24 protein-coding genes and 1 tRNA gene are annotated in these 25,818 nt (G+C 69.0%); 20 read left to right on the forward strand and 5 right to left on the reverse strand.

Annotated features, from left to right (window positions below):
- Nucleotide 1: 1 nt before the first annotated feature.
- On the reverse strand, nucleotides 2-1,597 hold the full coding sequence (locus RQG77_RS11490) for a helix-turn-helix domain-containing protein (protein ID WP_311244836.1): 1,596 nt from the start codon (nucleotides 1,595-1,597) through the stop codon (nucleotides 2-4).
- 188 nt (nucleotides 1,598-1,785) lie between these two features.
- Between RQG77_RS11490 and RQG77_RS11495 the strand changes: the two genes are divergently transcribed.
- The 14 genes from RQG77_RS11495 (at nucleotide 1,786) to RQG77_RS11560 (ending at nucleotide 15,522) form a co-directional block, all read left to right on the forward strand.
- Nucleotides 1,786-2,688 carry a transporter substrate-binding domain-containing protein gene (locus tag RQG77_RS11495; RefSeq protein ID WP_311244837.1) on the forward strand — a complete coding sequence of 301 codons (903 nt, stop codon included), beginning with the start codon at nucleotides 1,786-1,788 and terminating at the stop codon, nucleotides 2,686-2,688.
- A gap of 5 nt (nucleotides 2,689-2,693) precedes the next feature.
- On the forward strand, nucleotides 2,694-3,638 hold the full coding sequence (locus tag RQG77_RS11500) for an amino acid ABC transporter permease (protein ID WP_311244838.1): 945 nt from the start codon (nucleotides 2,694-2,696) through the stop codon (nucleotides 3,636-3,638).
- Nucleotides 3,635-4,402 (forward strand): amino acid ABC transporter ATP-binding protein, encoded by a 768-nt coding sequence (locus RQG77_RS11505; protein WP_311244839.1) that lies wholly within the window; start codon nucleotides 3,635-3,637, stop codon nucleotides 4,400-4,402. The genes RQG77_RS11500 and RQG77_RS11505 overlap by 4 nt, the downstream gene beginning before the upstream one ends.
- 25 nt (nucleotides 4,403-4,427) lie before the next feature.
- Complete coding sequence (locus tag RQG77_RS11510) at nucleotides 4,428-5,609, forward strand: alpha-hydroxy acid oxidase (RefSeq protein WP_311244840.1); 1,182 nt, start codon at nucleotides 4,428-4,430, stop codon at nucleotides 5,607-5,609.
- A gap of 58 nt (nucleotides 5,610-5,667) precedes the next feature.
- Nucleotides 5,668-7,467 carry a sigma-70 family RNA polymerase sigma factor gene (locus tag RQG77_RS11515; protein WP_311244841.1) on the forward strand — a complete coding sequence of 600 codons (1,800 nt, stop codon included), beginning with the start codon at nucleotides 5,668-5,670 and terminating at the stop codon, nucleotides 7,465-7,467.
- 58 nt (nucleotides 7,468-7,525) lie between these two features.
- A complete protein-coding gene (locus RQG77_RS11520; protein ID WP_311244842.1) occupies nucleotides 7,526-8,848 on the forward strand; it encodes a SufS family cysteine desulfurase in 1,323 nt (440 codons plus the stop codon).
- On the forward strand, nucleotides 8,845-9,279 hold the full coding sequence (gene sufU / locus RQG77_RS11525) for a Fe-S cluster assembly sulfur transfer protein SufU (protein WP_056309693.1): 435 nt from the start codon (nucleotides 8,845-8,847) through the stop codon (nucleotides 9,277-9,279). The genes RQG77_RS11520 and sufU overlap by 4 nt, the downstream gene beginning before the upstream one ends.
- A gap of 57 nt (nucleotides 9,280-9,336) precedes the next feature.
- Entirely contained in the window at nucleotides 9,337-10,275 is a 939-nt protein-coding gene (locus tag RQG77_RS11530; protein ID WP_311244843.1) for a GNAT family N-acetyltransferase, read from the forward strand.
- A 57-nt stretch (nucleotides 10,276-10,332) separates the two neighbouring features.
- Nucleotides 10,333-10,974 carry an NAD(P)-binding domain-containing protein gene (locus RQG77_RS11535; RefSeq protein ID WP_311244844.1) on the forward strand — a complete coding sequence of 214 codons (642 nt, stop codon included), beginning with the start codon at nucleotides 10,333-10,335 and terminating at the stop codon, nucleotides 10,972-10,974.
- 135 nt (nucleotides 10,975-11,109) lie between these two features.
- Nucleotides 11,110-11,769: a GntR family transcriptional regulator gene (locus RQG77_RS11540; protein ID WP_311244845.1), complete on the forward strand. Its 660-nt coding sequence runs from the start codon at nucleotides 11,110-11,112 to the stop codon at nucleotides 11,767-11,769.
- A gap of 105 nt (nucleotides 11,770-11,874) precedes the next feature.
- Entirely contained in the window at nucleotides 11,875-12,084 is a 210-nt protein-coding gene (locus RQG77_RS11545; protein ID WP_311244846.1) for a heavy metal-associated domain-containing protein, read from the forward strand.
- 9 nt (nucleotides 12,085-12,093) lie between these two features.
- Nucleotides 12,094-14,328 (forward strand): heavy metal translocating P-type ATPase, encoded by a 2,235-nt coding sequence (locus RQG77_RS11550; protein WP_311244847.1) that lies wholly within the window; start codon nucleotides 12,094-12,096, stop codon nucleotides 14,326-14,328.
- Nucleotides 14,329-14,402: 74 nt separating this feature from the next.
- Nucleotides 14,403-14,648 carry a hypothetical protein gene (locus RQG77_RS11555; protein WP_311244848.1) on the forward strand — a complete coding sequence of 82 codons (246 nt, stop codon included), beginning with the start codon at nucleotides 14,403-14,405 and terminating at the stop codon, nucleotides 14,646-14,648.
- A 10-nt stretch (nucleotides 14,649-14,658) separates the two neighbouring features.
- Nucleotides 14,659-15,522 carry a hypothetical protein gene (locus RQG77_RS11560; protein WP_311244849.1) on the forward strand — a complete coding sequence of 288 codons (864 nt, stop codon included), beginning with the start codon at nucleotides 14,659-14,661 and terminating at the stop codon, nucleotides 15,520-15,522.
- Nucleotide 15,523: 1 nt separating this feature from the next.
- Here the strand turns inward: RQG77_RS11560 and RQG77_RS11565 are convergent, their stop codons facing one another.
- Nucleotides 15,524-16,363: an SDR family oxidoreductase gene (locus tag RQG77_RS11565; protein ID WP_311244850.1), complete on the reverse strand. Its 840-nt coding sequence runs from the start codon at nucleotides 16,361-16,363 to the stop codon at nucleotides 15,524-15,526.
- Between the two features lie 128 nt (nucleotides 16,364-16,491).
- Here RQG77_RS11565 and RQG77_RS11570 point away from each other — a divergent pair, with 128 nt between their 5' ends.
- From RQG77_RS11570 to RQG77_RS11580, 3 genes are all read left to right on the forward strand, one after another.
- A complete protein-coding gene (locus RQG77_RS11570; RefSeq protein ID WP_311244851.1) occupies nucleotides 16,492-17,073 on the forward strand; it encodes an asparagine synthase in 582 nt (193 codons plus the stop codon).
- 68 nt (nucleotides 17,074-17,141) lie between these two features.
- Nucleotides 17,142-17,214, forward strand: a tRNA-Arg gene (locus RQG77_RS11575).
- 101 nt (nucleotides 17,215-17,315) lie between these two features.
- On the forward strand, nucleotides 17,316-17,600 hold the full coding sequence (locus RQG77_RS11580) for a hypothetical protein (RefSeq protein ID WP_311244852.1): 285 nt from the start codon (nucleotides 17,316-17,318) through the stop codon (nucleotides 17,598-17,600).
- A 6-nt stretch (nucleotides 17,601-17,606) separates the two neighbouring features.
- On the opposite strand, the gene RQG77_RS11585 is transcribed toward RQG77_RS11580, so the two are convergent.
- A complete protein-coding gene (locus RQG77_RS11585; RefSeq protein ID WP_311244853.1) occupies nucleotides 17,607-18,539 on the reverse strand; it encodes a LysR family transcriptional regulator in 933 nt (310 codons plus the stop codon).
- A gap of 71 nt (nucleotides 18,540-18,610) precedes the next feature.
- On the opposite strand from RQG77_RS11585, the gene RQG77_RS11590 reads away from it, so the two are divergent.
- Nucleotides 18,611-20,341: an FAD-dependent oxidoreductase gene (locus RQG77_RS11590; protein ID WP_311244854.1), complete on the forward strand. Its 1,731-nt coding sequence runs from the start codon at nucleotides 18,611-18,613 to the stop codon at nucleotides 20,339-20,341.
- 103 nt (nucleotides 20,342-20,444) lie between these two features.
- Here the strand turns inward: RQG77_RS11590 and RQG77_RS11595 are convergent, their stop codons facing one another.
- A complete protein-coding gene (locus RQG77_RS11595; protein WP_311244855.1) occupies nucleotides 20,445-20,762 on the reverse strand; it encodes a hypothetical protein in 318 nt (105 codons plus the stop codon).
- Between the two features lie 117 nt (nucleotides 20,763-20,879).
- Here RQG77_RS11595 and RQG77_RS11600 point away from each other — a divergent pair, with 117 nt between their 5' ends.
- Together RQG77_RS11600 and RQG77_RS11605 are read left to right on the forward strand one after the other, a co-directional pair.
- Complete coding sequence (locus RQG77_RS11600; protein WP_311244856.1) at nucleotides 20,880-22,376, forward strand: L-serine ammonia-lyase, iron-sulfur-dependent, subunit alpha; 1,497 nt, start codon at nucleotides 20,880-20,882, stop codon at nucleotides 22,374-22,376.
- A 59-nt stretch (nucleotides 22,377-22,435) separates the two neighbouring features.
- Nucleotides 22,436-23,188, forward strand: coding sequence for an AAA family ATPase (locus tag RQG77_RS11605; protein ID WP_311244857.1), 753 nt, complete (start codon nucleotides 22,436-22,438; stop codon nucleotides 23,186-23,188).
- Here RQG77_RS11605 and hrpB read toward each other — a convergent pair.
- On the reverse strand, nucleotides 23,185-25,746 hold the full coding sequence (gene hrpB, locus RQG77_RS11610) for an ATP-dependent helicase HrpB (protein WP_311244858.1): 2,562 nt from the start codon (nucleotides 25,744-25,746) through the stop codon (nucleotides 23,185-23,187). The two genes, RQG77_RS11605 and hrpB, sit on opposite strands and share 4 nt — an antisense overlap.
- Nucleotides 25,747-25,818 lie beyond the last annotated feature (72 nt).

Consider the following 25,818-nt stretch of genomic DNA (forward strand, 5'->3'; position numbering starts at 1 on the left):
GTCAGCGCGCGGAGCGGGAGGCGACCGACAGGCGCAGCCACAGCCACAGCCGCGTGTCCGGTGAGTCGAGATCGATGCCCAGGTCGTTGCGCACGACTTCCAGCCGGTATCGCACGGTGTTCTGGTGAACGTGCAGCGCGGCGGCGGTCTCTCGCACACTCCCGAGGTGATCGAGATAGATGCGCATGGTTCGAGACAGATCCGTGCCCTGTGCGGCATCGTGCTCGGCGAGGATGCTCGCCGAGTCGCCGACGGCGGCGTCGAGGCCCTCGATCAGGTCGGTGACCTGAAGGATGGCGAGCCGGTCGCGCATCTCGTCGAACGTGGCGATCCGGGTCTGCCTGTGGCGGTCGTCGGCGATCGGAGAGCTCATCAGCACGCCGGCGGTCGCGCCGGCCTCTCGATGCGAGCGGGCGATGCCGTTCACGTCGTACGCACGGGTGCCGATGCCGGCGATCAGAGCGGTGTCGGTTCGGATGACCGAATGCGCGAACGTATGCGCGCGCGCAGCGATCGAGCCGGGGATCAGGGTCACGACCTGTGTCCCGATCACCGCACTGTGGGATCCGGGGAACGCGGCACTCGACACGCTGATCGCGAGGTGCAGCAGACGATGCAGGCCCCGCATCGCCTCGACCTGGTCGAAGGTGTCGACACGGAAGCACACGACCGTGCAGCCGGCCTCCGGACGGATCAGAAGCTGCGACGCGGCACTTCGGGCGTGCCGGTCGTCCTCGAGCAGCATGCGAAGCAGCCCCGAGTTGCGCTGGTCACGATCCGCGGCGTCTTCGCGTGCGCGCAGCAGGTGCTGCGCGGCGATCGGCTCCATCTCCTCGAGCAGGACCTTCGTGCGCGGGGCGAGCGCCGGATCGATCTGGATCACCCAGATCGATCCGAGAAGCTCGCCGGACGCACGCACCGCGATGCCGACCCGACCGAACTGGTCGGTCTCGGACGGGAAGTGCCTGGCATCGGGCGCACGGAGAAGCGACTGATACTCCGTGTCGGAGGAGATGGGGATCTCCTCCTGCAGCAGAAGCGTGGTGCGGCGCCGGATGTCGTCGATCGGCTGCTCGCTGTGGGTCGAGTACCCCACGACCTGGCCGGTCGAATCGACGATGCTCACCGCTCCTTCAGACAGCGTCGCCAGCGCGTTCGCGAGTCCGAACAGGTCACCGAGGCGCACCCCCGTCACGTGGCCGACCGAGTGCGGGCTGAGGAGCGACCGCAGCACGTTCGCGAGCTGCGCCCAGTCGCCCTCGAGGTGGTGGAGCAGCGGCAGCGCCAGGGGCCATTCGGGAGCCTCGCTCGAGATGTCGACCGGCAGCGCGCGGCGGACGATCAGTGCCGCCGCGCCGGCCGCCGCGAGCTGCGCAGCGACGGCGGGCAGCTCTGCCTCCGACACTCCGGCGCCGAGCACGATCTGATCGCGATACTCCGTCACGTCGAGAGCAGGGTCGTAGAAGTCCACTCCGCTGAACGCGGTCGTCTCCGCGTCGGAGTCGGCTGTGCGAGTCGAGAGAGCTCCGTCCGTGACGAGCAGGGCTTCGAGCAGTGTCGGGGCTCCGGAAGCGCCCGAGTCCAGAAGTACGGCCATGTAATCTTCTCCATTCAGAAAAGGGAACTTCCGGAGGAACCCACATATCAGTCAGATCGGTTACCCGTAAGACTGAGAGTACGAGGTCGACGGGGCACCTCGCGAGATATCCGACCATCTCCTCTTCTCGCACGTCACACGCGCAGATGGATTCCGGGCAACGTCGCCCCCTCACAGAGGACGCTCACATGAACAGTACTCACGACCTTCGACGCCGCTCGACGGCGGCCCTCGCGGCCTTCGGCGCGGCGATCCTGCTCGGCGGCTGCGCCGCGCAGGCGACTCCGGCTCCGAGCGCCGACGAGATCACCATGGACCCGGTGGCGGATGCCGTGGCGCTGCTGCCGGACGAGCTGAAGGACGGCGGAACACTCCGAGTGGCGATCCCCACGAACGAGCCGCCGACCCAGTTCTACCGCGAGGGCACGCAGGACATGACGGGGATCAACCCCGACATCGCGCGCCTGCTCGCAGGAGCCCTCGGTCTCGATCTCGACATCGAGGTGACCACGTTCGACACCATCATCCCTGGCATGAGCGCCGGACGGTACGACCTCACGGTGTCGTCGATGACGCCGACCGAGGAGCGCATGGAGCAGCTCGACTTCGTCGACTACGTGCAGATGGGCAGCGCGCTCGCCGTGCCTGCGGGCAATCCGCAGAAGATCGCGTTCGACGGCCTGTGCGGCAAGCGTGTCGCGGTGCTCAAGGGCTCGTACCAGCTCACCGTCAACGTCCCAGGGTTCGACCAGGCGTGTGAGGACGCGGGCGAGAAGCCGCTGGAGATCCTGCAGTTCCAGGACACCAGACAGGCGGTCTCCGCACTCCTCAGCGAACGAGCCGACGTCGTCTACGCGGATTCGCCGATCCTCGGCTACGCGGTCGCGCAGGACTCGAAGCTCGAGGTCGGCGACGAGAACGATTTCGCCCCCGTGGCAGTGGGCATCCCCCATGACGCGGGCACCCTCGATGCGGTCGCCGCAGCGATGAGCGCGATCATCGCCTCTCCGGAATACGAGGAACTTCTCGCCGACTACGGTCTCGAGTCCATGGCCATCACCGAGGCGCGAGTCAACGCGGCCCAGGGCTGATCGACATGACCATCATCGACAAGGGTGCCGCTTCGGCGGGAGAGCCCGCAGGAGAGGTGACCGGACTGCAGCGCACGCTCAGTTCGCTGGAGGTGCACAAGAGGCGCCGCTTCGGCATCCTCATCGGCGGTGTGCTGCTCTGCCTGTTCGTGGCGTTCTTCCTGATCGACGTCGCGACCAACCCGCGATTCGGCTGGCCCGTCGTCGGCGCCTATCTCTTCGATCCGCAGGTGCTCCAGGGCATGCTGCTCACGCTCGTGCTCACGGTCGTCTCGATGACGGCGGGCATCATCCTCGGCGTCGTGCTCGCCATCATGCGCGTCTCGGGAAACCCCGTCTTCGCCGGAGTGAGCGGTGCTTACGTCTGGTTCTTCCGCGGCACTCCGCTGCTGGTGCAGCTCATCTTCTGGTACAACATCGCGGCGCTCTACCCGGTCATCGCGTTCGGCTTGCCGTTCGGCGGCCCGAGCATCGTGCTGGGCTCGGCCAACGTGCTGATCACGCCCCTCGGCGCCGCTCTGCTCGGCCTGTCGCTGAACGAGGCGGCCTATATGGCCGAGATCATCCGCAGCGGAATCTCGTCGGTCGACGAGGGGCAGCTGGATGCCGGGCGAGCGCTCGGCATGACGCGATCGAAGATGCTCCGCCGGGTGGTCCTGCCTCAGGCGATGCGAGTGGTGATCCCGCCCACGGGGAACCAGGTCATCTCGATGCTCAAGGGCACATCGCTCGTCAGCGTGCTCGCGATATCCGATCTCCTCTACGCCGTGCAATCGATCTACTCGCTCAACTACGAGGTGATCCCGCTGCTGCTCGTCGCATGCATCTGGTACCTGGTGCTGACCACGGTCCTGAGCATCGTGCAGTCCCGCCTCGAAGAGCGTTACGGCCGGGGCTTCACCCCACGACGGACAGCCCGCGTCAAGAAGTCGAAGGAGCCGGTCGCATGACGCGCAACATGGTCGAGATCCGCGGAGTGCGGAAGGCCTTCGGACACAACACCGTGCTCGAAGACGTGTCGCTGCAGATTCCCACGGGCTCGGTGACCTGTCTGATCGGCCCCAGCGGGTCGGGCAAGACGACGCTGCTGCGCTGCGTGAACCGCCTTGAGACGGTCGATGCGGGGATCATCCTCGTCGACGGCGAGCTCGTCGGAGCCACGCGTCACCGCGGTCGGCTGATCGAGGCGAAGGAGTCCGCGATCGCGAAGACGCGGCGTCACACCGGCATGGTGTTCCAGCGTTTCAACCTGTTCCCGCACCGCACGGTGCTGGAGAACGTGATCGAGGGGCCGACCCAGGTTCTCGGCCGTGCCCGCGGTGAGGTCGTGCGCGAGGCGAAGGTGCTGCTCGAGCGTGTCGGCCTCGCCGACAAGGCGTCGTCGTACCCGCAGGAGCTCTCCGGCGGGCAGCAGCAGCGCATCGCGATCGCGCGGGCGCTGGCCATGAAGCCGAAGCTGATGCTGTTCGACGAGCCGACCTCGGCGCTCGACCCCGAACTCGTCGGCGAGGTGCTGGCCGTCATGCGCGATCTCGCCGCCGAGGGGATGACCATGATGGTCGTCACCCACGAGCTCGGCTTCGCCCGGGAGGTCAGCGATCAGGTCGTCTTCATGGCTGGCGGTGTCGTCGTGGAGAGCGGATCGCCCGAAGACGTGCTCGCGCGTCCTCAGCACGAACGCACCCAGGCCTTCCTCTCCCGAATCCTGCACTGACATCCACACCACACAGGAGCATGACGTGCGCAACATCCACAGCATCGAGGACCTCAGGATCCGTGCTCGCCGGCGCCTGCCGGCGATGGTCTTCGACTTCATCGAGGGAGGAGCTCTCGACGAGCTCACCCTTCGACGCAACCGTGAGGCACTCGACGCGCACCTGCTTCCCCAGCGGGTGCTCGTCGACACCTCGCAGCGCCACGCGGCGACCAGCATCCTCGGAACCCGACTCGACCTTCCCCTGGTCGTGTCCCCCATGGGTCTTCTGACGGTGTGTCACCCCGACGCCGACGTGGCCATCGCGCGGGCAGCCGCGACCGCAGGCAGTGTGTTCGTGCACAGCCCCTGGTCCGGCTGCTCGCTCGAAGAGGTGACCGATGCCGCCCCGAAACGCGTGTGGGCGCAGATCGCCTTCTGGAACGATGCCGACGAGACCCGCCGACACATCGATCGGGCGCGGGCGCTCGGAATCGACACCCTGGTCGTCGCGGGCGACGTCGCCGTGTCGAGCAAGCGCGACCGAGACCTCCGTCATGGCACGGCCATGCCGCCGCGACCGCCTGTCCGCGACGTCGTGAACACCGCGCTGCATCCCGGGTGGGTGATGCGGTGGCTTCTGGGCAGGTCGATGACGTGGGGCAACTACCGCATCGACGGGCGAGCCATCCGCATGCGCGAGATGGAAGCCTGGATGGAACGCAACGAGAATCAGACGGCCACGTGGGACGACATCGCCCGGCTGCGCAGCAGCTGGACGGGCAACATCGTCGTCAAGGGCGTCATGACGCCCGAAGACGCACGCCTCGCCGTCGAGCACGGCGCAGACGGAGTGTTCGTCTCGAACCACGGCGGCCGTCAGTTCGACAGTCAGCAGGCCACGATCGAGGCTCTTCCGGGCGTCGTCGACGCCATCGACGGGCGCGCGGCCGTGATCGTCGACGGGGGAATGCGGCGTGGTTCCGACATCGCGAAGGCGCTCCTGCTCGGGGCGGATGCCGCCGCGGCCGGTCGGCCGTTCGCACTGGGACTGGCGGCAGGTGCGCAACCCGGTGTCGAGCGCGCGTTCGAGGTGCTCCACGATGAGCTCCTCACGGTCATGGGCTTCCTCGGGGTGACCCGCGTCGAGGAGATGCCGTGCACGCTGGTGGATTCGACGGGCCCGCGTCTCGACGCCGCGATCGCAGCGATCGAGGCAGCGCAGTGAGCGTCGGGATACTCGACCTGCGCGCATCACGGCGCATCGCGGTGAAGGAAGGCCGATCATGACCGTGCTGCCGTCGACCGTCATCCGTACTCGCCTCGACCCCGACACGAGCGACGACGATCTCGTGCGCGCCACCCGCGACGGGGACAACAGGGCGTACGGGATGCTCTGGGAGCGCCATTCCCCGGCGGCGCTGCGCGCCGCCAGAGCCATCACGAGCTCGATCGACCCCGACGACCTCGTCAGCGAGGCCTTCGCGAAGACCTTCAGCGCGATCCGCAACGGCGGGGGCCCGACCGAGGCGTTCCGTCCCTACCTGTTCGCCGCGGTGCGCAGTGCAGCCGCGACCTGGGGAGGCAAGCAGAAGGACCTCACCCTCGAATACCTCGACGAGCTGCCGGTCGACGGCTCCGACGACTCCCTCGACATCCTCTCCGACAAGGCGCTGCTGACGGCGGCGTTCAAGGATCTGCCCGAGCGCTGGCGCACCCTTCTCTGGTACCTCGAGGTCGAGGGGATGAAGCCGCGCGAGATCGCACCTCTGATGGGCATGACTCCGAACGCCGTCTCGGTGCTGGCCTCGCGGGCTCGCGAAGGATTCAAGGTCGCCTGGCTGAATGCGCACATCGACGAGCCAGGGCGCGACGCGGAATGCCGATGGGCGTGCGAGCGCATCGTCGCCCAGGGACGCAGGCGTCAGGTTTCGCGAGCCGACAGGTCGCGGTTCGAGATGCACCTCGAGAACTGCCGCCGCTGCACGATGGCGAGCACGGAGGTCGCTCAGGCGTCGTCCAAGCTGCGCGCGCTGCTGCTGCCGGCGATCATCGGTGGCCCGGCCGCGGCGGCGTACTCCGCCGCGACTCCGGCGCCGGTCATGGCAACGGTCTCGGTCGGCATGCTCCCCAGGGGAGCAGCCCCGTGGCTGCTCGTGGGCGGAGCGGTCGCCGTTGCGGCCGTCGTCGTCGCGGCGATCGCGGTCGCCGCCCAACTCTCTCCGAAGGCAGAACCCGGCGCCGAGTCGTCGCCGCCGGGCGGCCTCGTCGTCGAGTCCCCCGCTCCGGTCGCGGCGCCGGCACCGACGGATCCGCCGGTGCCGCCGGTAACGCCTGAATCACCCGAAACGGTTCTTGACCCCCGGCCCGACGCCGAGATCAGCCCTGATCGGATCGCCTCCCCGCCGGCTCCGCAGGAGGTCGCGGCCTCGACGGCTGCGCCGGAACCGCGATCCCAGCCGCAGAGGCTGCCGCCAGCGGCCCCGGTCGAGGAACCCACGGTCGAGGAGCCTCCGCTCGAGGAGCCCGTCGTCCTTCCTGTGACGGTCGAGTGGAGCGTCTCGACACCGATGATCGTCCCCACCGCCCTCGTCGGGACCGGTGCCGCGGGTGCCGAGGTCGAGATCCTCGACGAAGCGGGCCTTGTCATCGCGTCCACCGTCGTCGATTCCGCCGGTGAATTCTCGGTTGTTCCCGATGTCGAGGCTCTCCATCAGGGCATGTCCATCTCCGTTCGCCATACCGCGCTCACCGGAGAGCAGACGGTCAGCGCTCCGATCGGTCCCTTCTCCTTCGAGACTCCGTCGCTCGCCGAGGTCTCCGACACGTTCATCCCGCGCATCGACGCAGACGGCGATGGGGCACGAGACGACATCAGTCTCCTACTTCAGGGAATCTCCGGATCGACGGTGTCCGTGTCCATCGACGGCGAGGCGGCGACGAGCGTCGTGCTGACGGAGGCATCCACCGTCGTGTCGGTGCTCGACGTCCGGCCGGGGCTGGGTCAGATCACCGTCCGCTACGTCGATCCGGTGACGGGGGCACTCGGGCTCGCGCAGGTCGAGGACGTCCTCGTCTCTCCCTGACCGCCGGCCTGCCTGCGGTCGTGACCCCACTCGGCGCACCAGATGAGAAGCTAGAAGGATGAGCACTTCTCCGGGCGCCGACGTGATCGCCCCGCCGAGCGACGGCCCACTGACGGATGCCGAGGTGCGGCGCCTGCGCGAGGACTTCCCGATCCTGCAGGTCGAGGTCAACGGGCATCCGCTCTCGTACCTCGACTCGGGTGCCACATCGCAGCGTCCGTTCGCGGTGCTCGACGCGGAGCGCACGTTCGCGACGACGCTCAATGCGGCCGTGCACCGCGGAGCCCACACGCTCGCGGCCGAGGCCACGGAGATCTTCGAGGATGCTCGCGCCACCGTCGCGCGGTTCATCGGCGCCGACGAGGGCGAGATCGTCTGGACCTCCAACGCCACGGAGGCGCTCAACCTCATCGCCTATTCGATCTCCAACGCCTCCCTCGGACGAGGGGGAGCGGCCGCCGAGCGCCTCCGCCTGCGCGAGGGCGACGAGATCGTCACGACCGAGATGGAGCACCACGCCAACCTGATCCCTTGGCAGGAGCTCGCGGCGCGCACGGGGGCGACCCTGCGGGTGATCCCGCTCGACGATGACGGCGCGCTGCGCCTCGACGTCGCCGCCGAGCTGATCGGCGAGCGCACGAAACTCGTCGCATTCACCCACGTGTCGAACGTGCTCGGTGTGATCAACCCCGTCGAGCAGCTCGTCGCACTGGCGCGAGCCGTCGGCGCGTTCGTGGTCCTCGACGCCTGCCAGTCGGCACCGCATCTGCCGGTGAACGTCCGAGAGCTCGATGTCGACTTCGCGGTGCTTTCCGGGCACAAGATGCTCGGCCCGACCGGCATCGGCGCACTCTACGGTCGTCGTGAGCTGCTCGAGGCCATGCCGCCGTTCCTCACCGGCGGGTCGATGATCACCACCGTCACGACGACGGAGGCCACGTACCTGCCACCGCCTCAGCGCTTCGAAGCCGGCACGCAGAGGGTGTCGCAGGCGGTCGCGCTCGCCGCGGCGATCGACTATCTGAGCGCTGTCGGAATGCCGCGCATCGCCGCGCACGAGGCCGCCTTCGGGGCGCGTCTCGTCGAGGGGCTCACGGCCATCGACGGCGTGCGCGTGCTCGGCGCCGGCATCGACCTGCCACGGGTGGGGCTCGCGAGCTTCGACGTCGACGGCATCCATTCGCACGACCTCGGCCAGTTCCTCGACGACCGCGGAATCGCCGTGCGCGTCGGGCACCACTGCGCGCAGCCGCTGCACCGACGCCTCGGCGTCACCTCGTCGACCAGGGCGAGCACGTATCTCTACACGACCGATGCCGAGATCGACGCCGTGCTCGACGGCGTCCAGGGTGCCATCGACTTCTTCCGGAGGGGCGCATGAGCGACCTGCAGAACCTGTACCAGGAACTCATCCTCGACCACTCCCGCACCCCGCACGGGTTCGGGCTCCGCGGCGAGATCGCGGCGCAGTCGCACCAGGTGAACCCGACCTGCGGTGACGAGGTGACCCTGCAGGTGCATCGAGCCGGTGACGGCAGCATCGAGGCGATCGCGTGGGAGGGGCACGGCTGCGCCATCTCGCAGGCATCCGCCTCGCTTCTCGCAGAGCTCGCCGAGGGACTGACGGTCGAGGAGCTGGAGATCCGTATCGCGTCGTTCCGCGAGGCGATGCGCTCGCGCGGCAAGATCGAGCCGGACGAGGAGCTCCTCGGTGATGTCGCAGCCCTCGGCGGCGTCTCGCGGTACGTGGCACGGGTGAAGTGCGCGATGCTGGCCTGGGTCGCCGTGGAGGACGCCCTGCACAAGGCATGAGGCGCAGGCATGAGGCGCAGGGCGTGAGACCGGCTCCGTGAGGTGCAGGATGGAACCATGCCTCTTCTTCTGAATCCTCTCGGCGCAGACCGCTTCGACGACTGGCTCGGGGCGACGCGCGAGCGTCTGATCGCTCTCAGGCAGGACTCGGGGATGTTCGTCGGCGACGACGCCGCCGCCCGCGTCGACGAGTTCCTCGCCGAACTGCTCGCGGAAGGACACGAGACGCCGACCTCGCTGATCCTCGAGATCGAGGAAGACGGTACGCGGCTGGGAACCACCTGGCTCGCCGCCAACAACGGCGTCCTCTTCGTCGTGGATCTCTCCTTCGGAATCGCGCCGAGCGTCGCGCAGCGAGGCGCGTTGCTCGACGAGCTGCAGGCTCTCGCCCGCAAGCAGCAGGTCGATCGGATCAGCATGGGCGTCTACGCCTCTGACAGCGAGAGTCGCGCGTTCGTCGAGCGGGGTGGATTCGAGGTCGCCTCGATCCAGATGCTCCTCGAACCGCTCCCGGCGCGAGAGACGGACTCGCGCGTCGTCGTGAAGCCCATGACGGCAGAGCGCTTCACGAGTTTCGCCACGGCATCCGAGGCCGCCTTCGCCGAGGACCTCGCCGCCTCCGGCCGGTACTCGGCTGAGGATGCGGCGGTCGAGTCCCACCGGCAGATGCAGCTGGAGCTGCCCGACGGTGTCGCATCGGAAGGCCAGGAGCTGTTCACCGCCGAGGTCGACGGTGTCGAGGTGGGGGTGCTGTGGATCGGCGTCCGCTCTCGCGGCGGACGCCCGCACGGATTCATCCTCGACATCGAGATCGCCGACGATCAGCGGCGCAAGGGCTACGGTCGCGATGTCATGCATGCGGCCGAACGGGAGGCCGCACGGCTCGGAGCCGACTCGATCGGTCTGCACGTCTTCGGGTTCAACACCGGTGCCATCCGTCTCTACGAGAGCCTGGGTTATCGCCGCGTGGAAGAGCGCTTCCTGCTCGCCGTCTGATCACGACACGCGGCGTCACCGAGGGAATAGCCCGGTGCCTCAGGCGTTGGCCCGAGCATGACAACTCTCGGAATCATCGGTGCAGGACACATCGGCAGCCAGGTCGCGCGCGTCGCGGTGGCGAACGGATACGACGTCGTGATCGCGAACTCCCGCGGACCGGAGACGCTCGCAGACCTGGTCTCCGAGCTCGGCCCGCAGGCGAAGGCCGCGACCGCTGCAGAGGCGGCAGAAGCGGGCGACGCGGTCGTCGTGACGGTGCCGCTCGGCAAGATCGACGCCCTCCCCGTCGAGCAGCTCGCGGGCAAGATCGTGCTCGACACCAACAACTACTACTTCGAGCGCGACGGCCACATCGAGGCCCTCGACAAGGGGGAGACGACGACCTCGGAGCTCCTTCAGAAGCAGCTCCCGACGTCGCGCATCGCGAAGGCCTTCAATCACATCTTCGCCGCCGACATCACGACCGACGGCACCCCGTCCGGCACCGAGGGGCGCCGTGCACTGGCGACCGCGGGCGACGACGCCGAGGCGGTCGCCTTCGTCACGCGCTTCTACGACGAGGCCGGCTTCGATACGGTCAACGTCGGTCCGCTCAGCGAATCCTGGCGCGTCGAGCGCGATCGCCCCGCCTACGTCGTGAAGCAGAACGCCGACGAGCTCGAGGCCAACCTCGCGATCGCGAACCGCCTGCCCTGATCGAGGGGATCGAGGGGGCGGATGCTGTGGCATCCGCCCCCTTTCTTCACGGGTCGAACGGGAGCGGTCGTAACAAATACCCCCGTTGGGATACCAAAACTTGTCGGACCGGTGCGCGAGTGGGACAATCACGGTATGGCGGGGGTGGGGACTGCCGGCGAACTCGAGTCGGTGAGGGTGACGCGCATTCTGCGCGATGACATCATCCTGGGCCGCCGCGTGCCCGGATCCCGGCTCGTCGAACGAGATATCGCGGCCGAGCTCAACGTGTCACGACTTCCGGTGCGCGAGGCCATCCGCACGCTCGTCGGCGAGGGCGTGGTCGTCGCGCGGCCCCGCACCTGGGCCGTCGTGCGCGAATTCACGCACCGCGACATCCAGGACTTCGGTGAGGTGCGCGAGGCGATCGAGACCCTCATCTTCGTGTTCGCTGCCGAGCGTCATGACGACGCGGGTATCGCGAGGCTGCAGGCGGCCTACGAGCGCGAGCTCGCGGCGTCGAAGGCGGGGGACGTCGAGGCTGCCCGCATCGCGGCGGGGGAGTTCCATGAGATCTCGGCGGAGCTGGCCGGCAACGAGATGCTCGGGGAGCTGATCGGCGTGTTCGTCACGCGTCTGCGGTGGCTCTTCGGACAGCACGATGACCTGCTCGCCATGGCGGAGGAGCACCGTGTGATCCTCGAAGCGGTCGTCGCCCGCGACGTCGAGACGCTGAGATGGCTGATCCCGCGACACCTGGCCAGCGGCCAGGCAGCGGCTGAGCGACGACTCAGCAGTCCGACGTACTCCATCTGAGCAACCTCGCGTTGAGGGAATACCCCTCCGCGGGGTACTGTTGTGATCGGAGGGATACCCCAGGGGGGTATCAATCCTGCACGAAGAGCCGAAAGGAACGCACGAATGAGCACCACCATTTACTCCGTCACCGGAATGACCTGCGGGCACTGCGAGGGTTCGGTCCGCAGCGAGGTCGCGAAGCTCGACGGCGTGACCGGCATCGAGGTCAGCGCCGCAGCGGGCAGCCTGACTGTGACCTCCACCGCCGAGCTCGACGACGCAGCCGTGCTGGCCGCTGTCGACGAGGCCGGTTACAGCGCCACTCGCGCCTGAGGAGTGAGCATGTCAGGCGGAGCGGTGACCTACGACCTCGAGATCGAGGGCATGACGTGCGCGTCCTGCGCCTCGAGGATCGAGAAGCGACTCAACCGCATGGAAGGGGTGGCGGCCACCGTCAACTATGCGACCGAGAAGGCCCATGTTCAGGTCGAGTCCGGCATCGCCGTCGACGACCTCATCTCGGAGGTCGTCCGCACGGGATACGCGGCCGCGCTCCCACGGGAGGCAGAGTCCGTCGAGATCGACCCCGCGTACCGTCGCCTGCGGCTCCGCCTCATCGTGGCTGCGGTGCTCGCGATCCCGGTGATCGCCCTCGCGATGGCCGAACCACTGCAGTTCCCGGGATGGCAGTGGGCGTCGCTGGTTCTCGCCACGCCGGTCGTCACCTGGGCCGCCTGGCCCTTCCACCGGGCCGCCTTCCTCAATGCACGCCACCGAGCCGTCACGATGGACACCCTCATCTCTGTCGGCGTCGGCGCGGCCTACCTCTGGTCGCTGTACGCGCTGTTCTTCGGAACCGCCGGCATGTGGGGGATGACCCACCCGTTCCGATTCACGATCGAACGAGGTGACGGTCTCGGCAGTATCTACCTCGAGGTCGCCGCCGGCGTGACCATGTTCCTGCTGCTCGGACGCTTCCTCGAGCAGCGCTCCAAGCGTCGCGCCGGTGCGGCACTCCGTGCGCTCGGAGAACTCGGCGCCAAGGACGTCTCGGTCCTGCGCGAGGGGCGGGAAGAGCGGGTGCCGCTCGAGCGGCTCCGGGTGGGGGACGTGTTCGTCGTGCGCCCGGGCGAGAAGATCGCGACCGACGGAATCGTGCGCGAGGGGGCGTCTGCGGTCGACGCGTCGATGCTCACGGGCGAGTCGATCCCGGTCGAGGTGCGAGCCGGCGACTCGGTCACCGGCGCCACCGTCAACGTCGGCGGTCGCCTGCTCGTATCGGCGACGCGCGTCGGAGCCGACACCCAGCTCGCCCGCATGGCACGTCTCGTCGAAGAGGCCCAGTCCGGCAAGGCCGAGGCACAGCGGCTCGCCGACCGTCTCTCGGCGGTCTTCGTACCCATCGTGTTCGCGATCTCGGCCGTCACGCTCGTCGTGTGGTTGCTGATCGGGGGCGGTGCGGCTGCCGCGTTCACCGCAGCCGTGGCCGTGCTGATCATCGCGTGCCCCTGCGCTCTGGGACTCGCGACCCCGATGGCGCTGCTCGTCGGCACAGGACGCGGAGCGCAGCTCGGCGTGCTCATCAAGGGTCCGGAGGTGCTCGAATCGACCCGCCGCGTCGACACGATCGTGCTCGACAAGACCGGCACGGTCACCACGGGGCGCATGACGCTGGTCGAGGTGATCGTCGCGGACGGAGAAGACGCCACCGAGGTTCTCCGCCATGCGGCTGCGGTCGAAGAGGCATCCGAGCATCCCATCGCCCAGGCGATCGTCCGGGGCGCCACCGAGCGCATCGGCGATCTGCCCGCCGTCCACGACTTCCGCAGCATCGCCGGCCGTGGTGTCACGGGGGTCGTGGAATCGCATGCCGTGATCGCCGGTCGACCCTCACTTCTCGAGGACTGGGCGCTACCGCTCGACGGCATGCTCGCCGCGGCATTCGACAGCGCCGAGGCGGACGCACGCACGGCCGTGGCCGTGGCGTGGGACGGCCGAGTGCGAGGCGTCCTCGTCGTCGCTGACCAGATCAAGCCCACCAGTGCTGACGCGATCGCGGCCCTCCGCGGGCTCGGTCTGCGTCCGGTGCTGCTCACGGGCGACAACGAGCGCGCGGCGCGGAGCATCGCGGATGCCGTGGGCATCGACGAGGTGCGCGCAGGGGTCCTTCCCGAGGGCAAGGTCGATGTGATCACCGCGCTGCAGGCGCGCGGTGCCGTCGTCGCCATGGTCGGGGACGGCGTCAACGACGCCGCGGCTCTGGCGCAGTCCGACCTCGGGATCGCGATGGGGACAGGCACGGATGCCGCGATCGAAGCATCCGATCTGACGCTCGTCCGGGGCGACCTCTGGGGTGCGGTGGACTCGATCCGGCTGGCTCGACGCACGCTCGGAACCATCCGCGGCAACCTCTTCTGGGCGCTCGCGTACAACGTCGCGGCGATTCCGCTCGCTGCTCTCGGCCTGCTCAACCCGATGCTCGCCGGTGCAGCGATGGCATTCTCGAGTGTGTTCGTCGTGCTCAACAGCCTCAGGCTCCGTCGCTTCCGAAGCGCGGCGGGCGAGACAGTGCGCTAGAACGACACCTCTCGCGAGGATATATTTGGCCGTACGGAATCGTTCCGGAAAGTCATCTTGGTCTGGGGAGCGATATGAGGGGCCTCGCCGTCGTCACCGGGGGCCTGCTGCTGATCGGCGGGACGGTGCTCGTCATGGTCGCGGATCAGCAGCGGGTCGACTCGCTCGCCGAGGCGCGAGCCGCGGTCGTGCGCGCCGAAGACCAGCTCGACGCGACTCGGGATGCGAACTACCTGCTCGCCGAACAACTGACGGCTCTGCGAACGGCCATCGCCGAACAGGAGACGCAGCTCGCCGACACCACGGGATTCCTCCCATGACGGCAGCGTCGTGATCAGAAGAGTCTTCTCGGTCACCCTGGTCGCGGCGATCCTCCTTGCCGCAGGCGTGGTCGGCCGCGCCGTGGCCCTCGACGAGGACAGAGCCGCCGCCATCGCCGAGCTGCAGGCGCTGACGCAGTCGACGCGGACCGCGCAGATGCGCACCGACCACCTCGAGGGGGCGATCGACCTCGCTGAGCAGGACGCAGCCTCGCGCGCTGCGCTGCTCGAGGTGCGCCCTGCGTTCGTCGAGGGGATCGCTGCGCTCGGTGCCGCGATGGCGGGTGCCGAGGGCAAGGTCGATACGGCCGCCCATCGGGCATCCGCGCTGTCGGCCCAGCAGACCGTGCTCGCGGAGCGCAAGGACCCGGCGACGGTCGTGGCGGCGACCGCCACGGTCCATGCCCTCATCGGCAAGCTCGGCGAGGACGTGACCACGTGGGAAGCCGTCCAGTACGCGGCTCCTGGGGGGCCGGCCTGGTCGTCGAGCGGACCCGACGGCTTTGCACGCGTGCGCGCTGCGCTGGACGCGGTCGGCGGCGGCGGTGTGGGTCTCTACGAGTCGTCGTCGTGCGCGGGGGGAACGGCCCCCGCCTGCGCGAACAGCAACGGGTACATCAAGTACCGGGCCGACATCTCGAACTGGAGCTCCGACCGGCTGAAGTGGGCGATGGCACACGAGCTCGCGCACATCTACCAGTTCAAGGTCTGGGGCGCCCTGACCTCGTCGGGCTCGTACCAGTCGATGTTCGGCGGAGACCCCGAGTTCCTCGCGAACTGCATGGCGGTCGTGCGCGGGTTCCCTGGCTCGGTCGGCTGCAATGGTGACCAGCAGGCGTGGGCGTCGGGGATCTGGGTCGGCGCGATCCGCTGACTCAGCGGATCGGGGTGGTCGTGTCGACCGCCTCGCGCAGCGGGCGCCGCATCACGCGCCAGTAGGCCGCCGGCGCGATGCGCACGAGCATGTCGACCAGGCGCGCCTCCCGGCCGACCATGGTGCGCGCCCGACGTCGTTCGGTCGCTCGCACGATCTGCGCCGCGGCATCCGTGGGCTCGGTGTGGTACATCGCCGCCTGCGCGGCCGCCGCCCGAGCCGCCACCGCGGGGTCGATGGCCGCCGCGTACCGGCCGTGCAGGATGATTCCCGTGCGCACGCCTGCCGGATAGATCGCGCCGACGGTGACCGAGGATCCCTCGAGCTCGTGGCGGAGCGCCTCGGAGAACCCTCGCACGGCGTACTTGCTGAGTGCGTAGGGGATTCGGCCGGCAGGGGCCGCCAGCGCATAGATGCTCGCGAGGTGCGTGATGTGCGCGGCGCGCTCCCTGCGGAGCGTCGGCAGCAGCGCCTTGGTGATCGACACCGTGCCCCAGAGGTTCACATCGGTCAGCCAGCGCATCTCCTCCATGGTCAGCTGGTCGAGGGTTCCGAGCATCGAGGAGCCAGCGCACGTGATCAGTGCGTTCACGTGCGGGTGAGTCGAGGTGATCTCGTCCACTGCGGCGAAGACGGCGTCATCGTCGCGCAGATCGACGACGTGCGTGGTGACGGTCGTGCCCCTGAGCCCTGCGGCCACGGTCTCCAGAGACTCCACGTTGTGGTCGACCAGGGCGAGGTGCACGCCGTCGGCCGCGAGGATGCGTGCGATCTCCGCGCCCATGCCGCTCGCGGCCCCCGTGATGACGGTGGTGCTTCCGGTGAGGGTGAGACGCTTCATTGCAAGCCTCCTGGCGGCGTTCGGGAGTGCCGCAGGTCGTGGAGCCGGGCATGGCGACCCGATTCCGATCCATTCTGGCCCACTGCATCGGGGAGCGATACCGGTACGCTCGAAGAGAGGAGGTAGCGGTGGGACGAACTGCGGATGCCATCGCCGAAGGCGTTGCGATCGCGACCGCTGCCGCGCGCCTCGCCGTGAAGAATCACATCCTCATCGGCACGATCGCCGAGAACGGTGTGTTCGACACCGACAAGTACGTCGCCGACGCGCGAGAAGCGCTGCGGGCGATGGCCGAGGAGTCCGAAGAGGTCGAGCGCAACCTGACCGAACTGCGCAAGCGCGCTCGCGGTCGCCATTCCGACCCTTCCGGAACGCATGACTACCGCGACCGCGACGTGCGCAACCTCCGTCGCCGCGCCAAGCAGTCCCACGGAGTCGCGACCAAGCTGCGCGAGACGATGGAGAACGAGGCTGCGCTGCGCGCGATCGTCGAGGAGGCCCGAGAGGGCGCCTGGGCCGACGTGCGCCACAACCTCGATCGTCGGCTGCACGTCGAGGGCATGCGTCCCGATCAGGACCCCGACTACGAGCGGATGCGCGAGGCCCGGATGCAGGCGCTCCGCCTCGTCGACCTGCAGGCTCTGTCGTCTCTGCAGCGCGCGAAAGCCAAGCGCAAGAAGAAGCAGACCGTCCCCGATGACGACGACTGACCCTGCTCGATTCGCATTCGAGTGTGGACTGTTATAGGCTGTTCCACGGCCCGCTGAGCGGTCCAGGAGCGCCCGTAGCTCAATGGATAGAGCATCTGACTACGGATCAGAAGGTTAGGGGTTCGAGTCCCTTCGGGCGCACAGATGAGGTGAAACCCCCGTCGCGAAAGCGGCGGGGGTTTTGCGTTTTCGGAGAAGTGCGCACAAGCATCCCGGCGCTGCGGCTCGGTAGGCTCGTTCTCATGACGGTTCCCGAGCAGACTCAGAACAACCGGGCGTGGCATGTCGTCGGCCTGGTGTGCGGCGTCGTGGCGATCGTCTCGCTCTACGCGCTGCCGAGCGGCATCGTGGGTTACCTCATAGCGATCGCGATCGCCGCAGCCGCTGTGCTGATCAGCCATGCGTCCGCGCGGCGTCACGGCGCATTCCGCGCAGCCGCCATCGTCGGGCTCGGCCTCGGCTACCTGGGGCTGATCGTGTCCGTCGGTCTGCTGGTGGTCCGGCTCATTCGCATGTTCGCCGGCTGAGCTACGTCACTCGAGCAGGCTCGTGATCGCGGGGTCGCGTCTGGCGACCTCAGCGGCCGTCGCGACGATCGCGTGACGCATCGCGGCGACGGCGATCGCCGGGGTGACATCGGCGCGGTGGGCCAGGCTCACGGTGCGCCTCATCATCGGATGCGTGAGTCGCACCGACCGCAGTGCCGGCTGGTCGAGGAGCACCATCGCCGGAACCACCGCAACGCCGACGCCTCGTTCGACGAAACGCAGCAGAGCATCCATCTCCGCGCCTTCGAGAACGAAGTTCGGGGTCAACCCGGCCGAGCGGAACGCCGCATCCGTCGTCGCCCGCAGCTCATAGGTCTCGTCGAGGGCGATCAGGGGGAGGGTGGCGAGGTGAGCGAGACTCATCGACGAGGACGACGACACCGGGGGCTCGGATGCTGCCGAGACCACGACGAGCTCCTCGGTGAGCAGCGGCATCCGCGACAGGCTGAACCCCGAGGGCGGAGGCCCCTCCGACTCGGTGATGAGCGCGATGTCGACCGCGCCGACGGCGAGCTGGTCGACCAGCAGTCGTGAGCCGCTCTCGGTGAGGTGCAGGTCGACGCCGGGGTGCGCGGCGTGAAAGGTGCTGATCGCCTCGGCGACGAGACTGATGCAGAGCGTGGGAGGAGCGCCGAGACGCACGCGCCCGCGGCGGAGACCCGCGAGCTCGCCCATCTCCTCGCGGATGGCATCGGATTCCGCGAGCATCCGCTGTGCGCGGGGGAGGAGCGCCTCGCCGGCGGAGGTGAGCGCGATGTGGCCGCGAGCCCGGTGGAAGAGCTCGGCCCCGAGCTCGCGCTCCAGCGTCGAGATCTGTCGACTCAGTGACGGCTGGGCGAGATGCAGGTGCTCGGAGGCGCGGGTGAAGTGGCCGAGGCGGGCGACCTCGACGAACCCGCGGAGCTGCTCGAGGTTCATGCCTGCAGTCTATCGATACCAGTAGAACAATGCATTGGAGTTATTAGGTCGCCCTAACTAGCGTCGAATGCATGAGTACTCGCGAACGTCAGATCTCCACCACGGTCCTGGTCATCGGGACCGGCGGATCCGGGCTGCGCGCGGCGATCGAGGTAGCCGAACACGGCATCGACGTCCTCGCCGTCGGCAAACGCCCCCGACAGGATGCCCACACCTCTCTCGCCGCCGGCGGCATCAATGCCGCTCTCGGAACCATGGACGAAGGCGACAGCTGGCAGCAGCACGCCGCCGACACCATCAAGGAGAGCTACCTGCTCGCCAACCCCCACACGGTCGAGATCGTGACGCAGGGGGCCGAGCGCGGCATCCGCGACCTCGAGCGCTGGGGCATGGACTTCGCCCGAGAAGACGACGGGCGCATCTCGCAGCGGTTCTTCGGCGCGCACACCTTCCGCCGCACCGCCTTCGCGGGGGACTACACCGGTCTCGAGATCCAGCGCACCCTCGTCACCAAGGCCGAGCAGCTCGAGGTCCCTATCCTCGACCACGTCTACATCACGCGGCTGCTCGTGCGCGACAACGTCGTGTTCGGCGCCTATGGCTTCGACCAGTCCGACGGCACGCGCTACCTGATCCACGCGGATGCCGTGATCCTGGCCGCGGGCGGACACAACCGCATCTGGCGTCGCACCTCCTCGCGCCGCGACGAGAACACCGGCGACTCGTTCCGCCTCGCGGTCGAGGCAGGTGCCCGACTGCGCGACCCCGAACTCGTGCAGTTCCACCCGTCAGGCATCATCGAGCCCGAGAACGCCGCCGGCACCCTCATCTCAGAGGCCGCGCGCGGCGAGGGCGGCATCCTGCGCAATGCCCTCGGCGAGCGCTTCATGTCGAAGTACGACCCTGAGCGCATGGAGCTCTCGACCCGCGACCGCGTGGCGCTCGCTGCCTACACCGAGATCGCCGAGGGTCGGGGCACCGAGAACGGCGGTGTCTGGCTCGACGTGTCGCACCTGCCGCGCGAGACGATCATGACCCGCCTGCCTCGCGTCTACCAGACGATGATGGAGCTGCAGATGCTCGACATCACCACCGAGCCGATCGAGATCGCGCCCACCGCGCACTATTCGATGGGTGGCGTGTGGGTGCGTCCGGAGGACCACCAGACCGATGTCGACGGGCTCTACGCGATCGGCGAGGCATCGAGCGGTCTGCACGGCGCCAACCGCCTCGGCGGCAACTCGCTGATCGAGTTGCTCGTCTACGGCCGCATCGTCGGCCAGGCAGCCATGGCGCACGCGGCGGGTCTCGACGCGCAGCGTCGGTCAGCGGATGCCGTGGCTCAGGCCCGCGCCGAGATCGACGACCTGCTCGCGGCGGACGGCCGGGAGAACGTGCGAGCCCTGCAGCGCGCGATCCGCAACACCATGACCCAGCACGCCGGTGTCGTGCGGTCGGAGGAGGGGCTCCGTGCCGCCCTCGCCGATCTCGACATGATCGAGGGGCGCATGGAGGACATCGGCATCCATCCCGACATCGCGGGCTTCCAGGATCTCGCGCATGCCTTCGACCTCAAGGCGTCGGCGCTCGCCGCCCGCGCCACGATCGAGGCCGCACTCGAACGTCGTGAGACGCGCGGATGCCACAACCGCAGCGACTATCCCGACACCGACCCCACACTGCAGGTCAACCTCGTCTGGTCGCCCACGGGCGGCGTGACGCACGAGCCGATCCCCGAGATCCCCTCAGAGATCGCGGAGCTCATGCGCGAGGTCGACACCGAGGGCAAGCTCGTCGAGTAGCCCGCATCCGAACTCGCTCCCGTCGCGCGATCCGTCGTGCTGATGCCCTCTGCGCGACAGAGATCGCGACGGGAGTGGAGGGCCTGAGCGAGGTAGGAGTCGCTCAGTCGCCCTCGTCGGTCTCCGGACCGTCGATGACCCCGATCCCGACCGCCTCATGGTCGGGCTCGGGGTCGTTGCGTGTCGGGGCCTTGGGCTCCTCCGACGGTTCCTTCTCAGTGCTCGGCTCTTCGAGCGCGTCGTTGTCGGGGATCTCCGACGGATCGGCGTCCTCCGGGGACTCCGCCTCCGCGGGGGCTTCCGTGCTCTCGCCTGGGGTCTTGAACTCCCCGGCGTCGCCGGACGACGGCGTGGGCGTCGGGGTCTGAGCCTCTGGGGCGGCGCTGGAGGTCGGGTCCTGTGCGGATGTGTTGTCGGTCATGATCGTCCTTTCGCATCGAGTGCCTGACCAGGATGGAGTCTCGGTGCGCGGGGATGAAGGGGCTTGACGGCGGCGTCCGGATCGTCCGCGGTGCGGATCACGACGTACTCTGGGAAGGTGACAGCGTACGTCTCGGCCTTCGATCTCTTCTCCATCGGAGTGGGCCCCTCGAGTTCCCACACGGTCGGGCCGATGCGGGCGGCACTCGAGTTCGCGCACCGCCTTCGCGAGACCGGGGCGCTCGACCGCGTCGCACGCGTCGGGTGCACGCTGTACGGCTCGCTGGGCGCCACCGGCATCGGACACGGCACGCCCGATGCCGTCGTCGCGGGCCTGCGCGGTCTCGCCCCCGAGACCTGCGATCCGTCGGAGGTGCGCGCCGCCTGGACCGACCTTCGCGAGGGTGCGACTGTGCGGATCGACGGCACGCACGAGATCCCCTTCTCGAAGACGGACATCGTTTTCGAACCGCGCACCCGTCTGCCCGGGCACCCGAACGCCATGACGATCACCGCGTGGGATGCCGACGGGCAGGTCGTGGCGGAGGAGACGTACTACTCCGTCGGCGGCGGGTTCATCCGTCGGGACGGCGAGGAGGCGAAGATCTCTGCGGCTCCGCTGCCGTACTCCTATGAAGACGCCGCATCGCTGCTCGCGCTCTGCGACGAGCACGGACTGTCGATCGCCGAGATCGCTCGCCTGAACGAGACGGCGCAGCGCTCGGAGGAGGACGTCGCAGCCGGGCTCGACGCGATCTGGGATGCGATGGCAGCCTGCGTCGACAACGGCCTGCAGTCCGACGGGGTGCTTCCGGGCATGCTCAAGGTCAAGCGCCGCGCGAGCGCGATCCGCGGGCAGCTCGAAGAGGCTGAGGCCGATGGGCACCGCGAGCTTCCGGGCGAGTGGCTGGGTGCCTTCGCTCTCGCCGTCAACGAGGAGAACGCGGCGGGCGGTCGGGTGGTCACCGCGCCGACGAACGGTGCAGCCGGCATCCTCCCCGCCGTCGCGATGTACTGGTGGCGGTTCCTCGCGGATTCCGGCCTCGGCGCCGGCAATGCGGTCACGCCGTACGGCGAGCTCGTCGGCAGTGCACTGCTCGGCTTCGGTGCGGAGGCGTCGCTCGTCGCCGTCGGAGCGATCGACGACCCCGACGCGCTCGCCGAGGCGAACCGTCGCCGCGGCATCCGACGGTTCCTGCTCACCGCCACTGCTCTGGGATCGCTGTTCAAGGCGAACGCATCGATCTCAGGGGCCGAGGGTGGATGCCAGGCCGAGGTCGGCTCGGCGTGCGCGATGGCCGCCGGCGGCCTGACCGCCGTGATGGGCGGCACGAACCGGCAGATCGAGAACGCTGCCGAGATCGCCATGGAGCATCACCTCGGACTCACCTGCGACCCCATCGGCGGCCTCGTGCAGATCCCGTGCATCGAGCGGAACGCGATCGCAGCCTCCACCGCGGTGACGGCGACACGACTCGCCCTTCGCGGTGACGGCAGTCATTACGTCTCGCTGGATGCGGTCGTCGAGACGATGCGTCAGACCGGCATCGACATGTCGACGAAGTACAAGGAGACCAGCGAGGGCGGGCTCGCGGTCAACGTCATCGAGTGCTGAGCCGACCGCCCGACCGTCGAGTCGGTGGCTGCGGCTAGCCTCCTTCGGAGGAGGAACGCATGGAATCGATCTGGACCCCCGGCAGCCGTCGTCGACGAGAGCAGCCGGTCGTCGCCGTTCGGGCGAACGACGATGCCCCCGAGCCCGGGAGGGTCTGGCCGACGAGCATCCCTGCGGTGGCCCAGGTGCTGAACGAGGGGATCGACCTCTCGCCCGGTGTCACCTTCCTCGTCGGTGAGAACGGCAGCGGCAAGTCCACGATCGTCGAGGGCATCGCGATCGCCTACGGTCTCTCGCCCGAGGGCGGTTCGAAGTTCGCGAGACACAGCACACGACCCACCGAGTCGCCGCTGTCGGAGTGGCTGCAGCTGCAACGAGGTGTCGGAGCCAACCGCTGGGGATTCTTCTTGCGGGCCGAGACGATGCACTCGTTCTACACGTACCTCGAAGAGAACCCCTCGCCACGGGGAGATGTGCCGTTCCACGAGATGAGTCACGGCGAGTCGTTCCTCGCCCTCCTCGAGAGCCGATTCGACGAGCCGGGCTTCTACTGTCTCGACGAACCCGAAGCAGCGCTGTCGTTCCAGTCGACGCTCACCCTCATCGCCGTGCTGCAGCGCATCGTCGACGAGGGCGGCCAGGTGCTCTGCGCCACCCACTCGCCGGTGCTCGCCGCGCTGCCGGGGGCTCGGATCCTCGAGGTGGGCGACTGGGGCATCCGTCCCGCCGAATGGAACGACCTCGAGATCGTGAACCACTGGCGGTCGTTCCTGCAAGATCCGCCGCGTTACCTGCGGCATCTGCTCGACTAGGGAGTGCCCCGCGCGGAGCGGTTCTTGGTGTGCCTGGTCGGTGCCGCGGCCCAGGGATCCTCCGGCCACGGGTGCTTCGGGTAGCGCCCGCGCATCTCGGCGCGCACCTGGGCGTACGGGCCCGACCAGAACGAGGCGAGGTCGTCGGTGACCGCGAGCGGGCGCCCTGCGGGAGACAGCAGGTGGAACAGCACCGGCACCCGCCCGTCGACCAGGCGCGGGGTCTCGGCCCAACCGAAGCACTCCTGCAGCTTCACGGCGACGACAGGGCGCGCGGTCGCCTCATCGTGCGGCGGGTAGTCGATGCGGATGCGGGAGCCGGTGGGCACCTCGAGGCGGTCGGGAACGAGCTCATCGAGCCGCACGGCCTCGGGCCAGGGGAGCAGTCGGCGAAGGGCCGACGTCAGATCCAGCCGGCTCGCGGGCGCGCCACCCGCGAGGGCATCGAGCTCCGGCGCCAGCCAGACATCGAGCGTCTCGGTCAATCCGATGTCCGAGACGTCGGGCCAGGGATCGCCGAATTCTCGTCTCAGCAGAGTCAGACGGCGGCGCAGGGCGTCTGCACCCTCGGACCACGACAACATGCCGAGACCGTCTCGCCGGATCGCCCGGCGCACGGCATCCCGTCCCTCCTGGGCCGATGCGCGCACCGGTGCCGAGGAGCGCAGGATCGCACCGATGCGGCGCTCGCGACGGGCCTGCACGCGGCCACCGACGAACTCCGCTTCGACGCGGTCGGTCATGAGGTGACTCGCGGCGCTCTCGATCTGCGCCTCGGTGAGCACGGCCGCGGACCGGATGATCGCGCCGGAACCCGCTGCGGCACGCGCCGAGGCACGCGCGACGTCGGCGACGGCGAGCCACTCGACCGCCGCGAGCGGACCGCGCACTCCCGCACGGGTTCCGGATGCCAGCAGGAATGTCGCGCCCTCGGCGGTGCGGTCGACGCGGTGGGCGATCCGCTCGGGGAAGGCGAGAGCGATCACGAGGCCGACCCCGTCGAGATCCCCACGGATTCCCGGAGTCGGGCGGACCATGCGCTCGAGGCGATCGGCGTCGCTGCGCCACCGGCGGGCGTCCGGCGCCCGACCGCCGCGAAGGGCGATGATCGCCTGGGCGACGTCGGCCTCGGCGATGCGCAGATCACCACCCAAGAGTGCGACGACCTCGGCCGCGAGTCGCGCCCCGACCGCCGGGCTCCCGTCGCGGAGAGCGCGGGCGAGCCGCGGATCGGTCGGGATGCGCGCCAGGATGCGACCCTCCGCGGTGGCTCGACCCTCGTCGTCGATCGCGCCGAGACCCTGCAGCACGGCGAGAGCATCGGCCAGGTTCGGGGCGGGCAGCGGGTCGATCATCCGCAGGCCGGCGCCGCCGGGGGCACCCCAGCAGGCGAGCAGCAGGGCGGCATCCGCGAGGTCGGTCACCGCGATCTCGGGAGCCGGACGCGCAGGAGCCGCCGCGTAGGTGCGTTCGTCGACGCAACGGATCACCGTGCCGGGGCCCTGGCGGGTGGCGCGCCCCGCACGCTGCACGCAGGACGAGCGGGAGGCTGCGGTGGTCACGAGGCCAGTCATGCCGCGGGCGGCGTCGCGCTGCGGCTGCCGCGACAGGCAGCTGTCCACGACCAGGCGCACGCCCGGCACCGTGAGTGAGGACTCGGCGAGTGACGTCGTGACGATGATGCGCGCAGGAGCGTCCGGTGCGCGGCCGCGGATCACGGCATCCTGATCAGCGACCGGGATCTGACCGTGCAGCTCGCGCACGTCGAACGCGCCGTTCGTGTCGCGGATGCGGCGCGCGATCTCCGACACCTCGCGAGCGCCCGGTGCGAACACCAGCACGTCGGCCTCGGGGTCGTCTCGGATGAGCTCCTGGGCGGCGGATGCCGTGGTCGCGGCGACGTGATCGAGGAACCCCCAGGTGACCCCGCGCTCGTCCAGTCGGGGCACGGGACTCGGAGCCCAGCGTTCGGTGAGCGGGAAGGCGGGGACGTCGTGGTCGATGATCGGTGCGGGGTGCTCGTCCGTGCCCAGGACGGCCGAGATGCGAGGCGCATCGAGGGTCGCCGACATAGCGATGACCGTGAGGTCGTCGCGCAGCTCGCGCACCTCCGAGAGCAGGCCGATAAGCAGGTCGGTCTCGAGTGCCCGCTCGTGCACCTCGTCGATGATCACGGCGCCCACCCCGTCGAGACCCGGGTCGTCGAGCATTCGCCGCAGCAGCACTCCGGCCGTGACGAACTCGACCCGTGTCTCGCGTCCTGCGGAGCGCTCGCCGCGGACGGTGAAGCCCACCCGGGTGCCGAGCGGTGTGCCGTCGAGGTGAGCGAGTCGTCGGGCGGCCGCGCGGGCGGCGACGCGGCGGGGCTGGGTGACGATCACCCGACCCGTCGTCCGCGATGCGACGAGCGGCGGCACGAGCGTGGTCTTGCCGGTGCCCGGGGGTGCGCTGACGACGACTGATCGGTGTACGTCGAGAGCCGAGGAGAGCTCATCGACCGCCGCGGCGAAGGAGAGTCCTTCGCCGATGGCGGCGAGGTCGAAGGCGGTGGTCGGCACCGCTCCAGTCTGCCGGAACGAGCAGGATGCAGAAGATGCCGCGACCGATCGGTCGCGGCATCCGCTGTACTC

The sequence above is a fragment of the Microbacterium sp. WCS2018Hpa-23 genome (assembly GCF_031843845.1).
Lineage (GTDB): Bacteria > Actinomycetota > Actinomycetes > Actinomycetales > Microbacteriaceae > Microbacterium.

Excerpts from the sequence above, each read along its gene's own strand:
- RQG77_RS11490 (WP_311244836.1), bottom strand. The coding sequence starts at position 1,597 with ATGGCCGTACTTCTGGACTCGGGCGCTTCCGGAGCCCCGACACTGCTC.
- RQG77_RS11495 (WP_311244837.1), top strand. The coding sequence starts at position 1,786 with ATGAACAGTACTCACGACCTTCGACGCCGCTCGACGGCGGCCCTCGCG.
- RQG77_RS11500 (WP_311244838.1), top strand. The coding sequence starts at position 2,694 with ATGACCATCATCGACAAGGGTGCCGCTTCGGCGGGAGAGCCCGCAGGA.
- RQG77_RS11505 (WP_311244839.1), top strand. The coding sequence starts at position 3,635 with ATGACGCGCAACATGGTCGAGATCCGCGGAGTGCGGAAGGCCTTCGGA.
- RQG77_RS11515 (WP_311244841.1), top strand. The coding sequence starts at position 5,668 with ATGACCGTGCTGCCGTCGACCGTCATCCGTACTCGCCTCGACCCCGAC.
- RQG77_RS11520 (WP_311244842.1), top strand. The coding sequence starts at position 7,526 with ATGAGCACTTCTCCGGGCGCCGACGTGATCGCCCCGCCGAGCGACGGC.
- sufU (WP_056309693.1), top strand. The coding sequence starts at position 8,845 with ATGAGCGACCTGCAGAACCTGTACCAGGAACTCATCCTCGACCACTCC.
- RQG77_RS11530 (WP_311244843.1), top strand. The coding sequence starts at position 9,337 with ATGCCTCTTCTTCTGAATCCTCTCGGCGCAGACCGCTTCGACGACTGG.
- RQG77_RS11535 (WP_311244844.1), top strand. The coding sequence starts at position 10,333 with ATGACAACTCTCGGAATCATCGGTGCAGGACACATCGGCAGCCAGGTC.
- RQG77_RS11540 (WP_311244845.1), top strand. The coding sequence starts at position 11,110 with ATGGCGGGGGTGGGGACTGCCGGCGAACTCGAGTCGGTGAGGGTGACG.
- RQG77_RS11545 (WP_311244846.1), top strand. The coding sequence starts at position 11,875 with ATGAGCACCACCATTTACTCCGTCACCGGAATGACCTGCGGGCACTGC.
- RQG77_RS11550 (WP_311244847.1), top strand. The coding sequence starts at position 12,094 with ATGTCAGGCGGAGCGGTGACCTACGACCTCGAGATCGAGGGCATGACG.
- RQG77_RS11555 (WP_311244848.1), top strand. The coding sequence starts at position 14,403 with ATGAGGGGCCTCGCCGTCGTCACCGGGGGCCTGCTGCTGATCGGCGGG.
- RQG77_RS11565 (WP_311244850.1), bottom strand. The coding sequence starts at position 16,363 with ATGAAGCGTCTCACCCTCACCGGAAGCACCACCGTCATCACGGGGGCC.
- RQG77_RS11580 (WP_311244852.1), top strand. The coding sequence starts at position 17,316 with ATGACGGTTCCCGAGCAGACTCAGAACAACCGGGCGTGGCATGTCGTC.
- RQG77_RS11585 (WP_311244853.1), bottom strand. The coding sequence starts at position 18,539 with ATGAACCTCGAGCAGCTCCGCGGGTTCGTCGAGGTCGCCCGCCTCGGC.
- RQG77_RS11590 (WP_311244854.1), top strand. The coding sequence starts at position 18,611 with ATGAGTACTCGCGAACGTCAGATCTCCACCACGGTCCTGGTCATCGGG.
- RQG77_RS11595 (WP_311244855.1), bottom strand. The coding sequence starts at position 20,762 with ATGACCGACAACACATCCGCACAGGACCCGACCTCCAGCGCCGCCCCA.
- RQG77_RS11605 (WP_311244857.1), top strand. The coding sequence starts at position 22,436 with ATGGAATCGATCTGGACCCCCGGCAGCCGTCGTCGACGAGAGCAGCCG.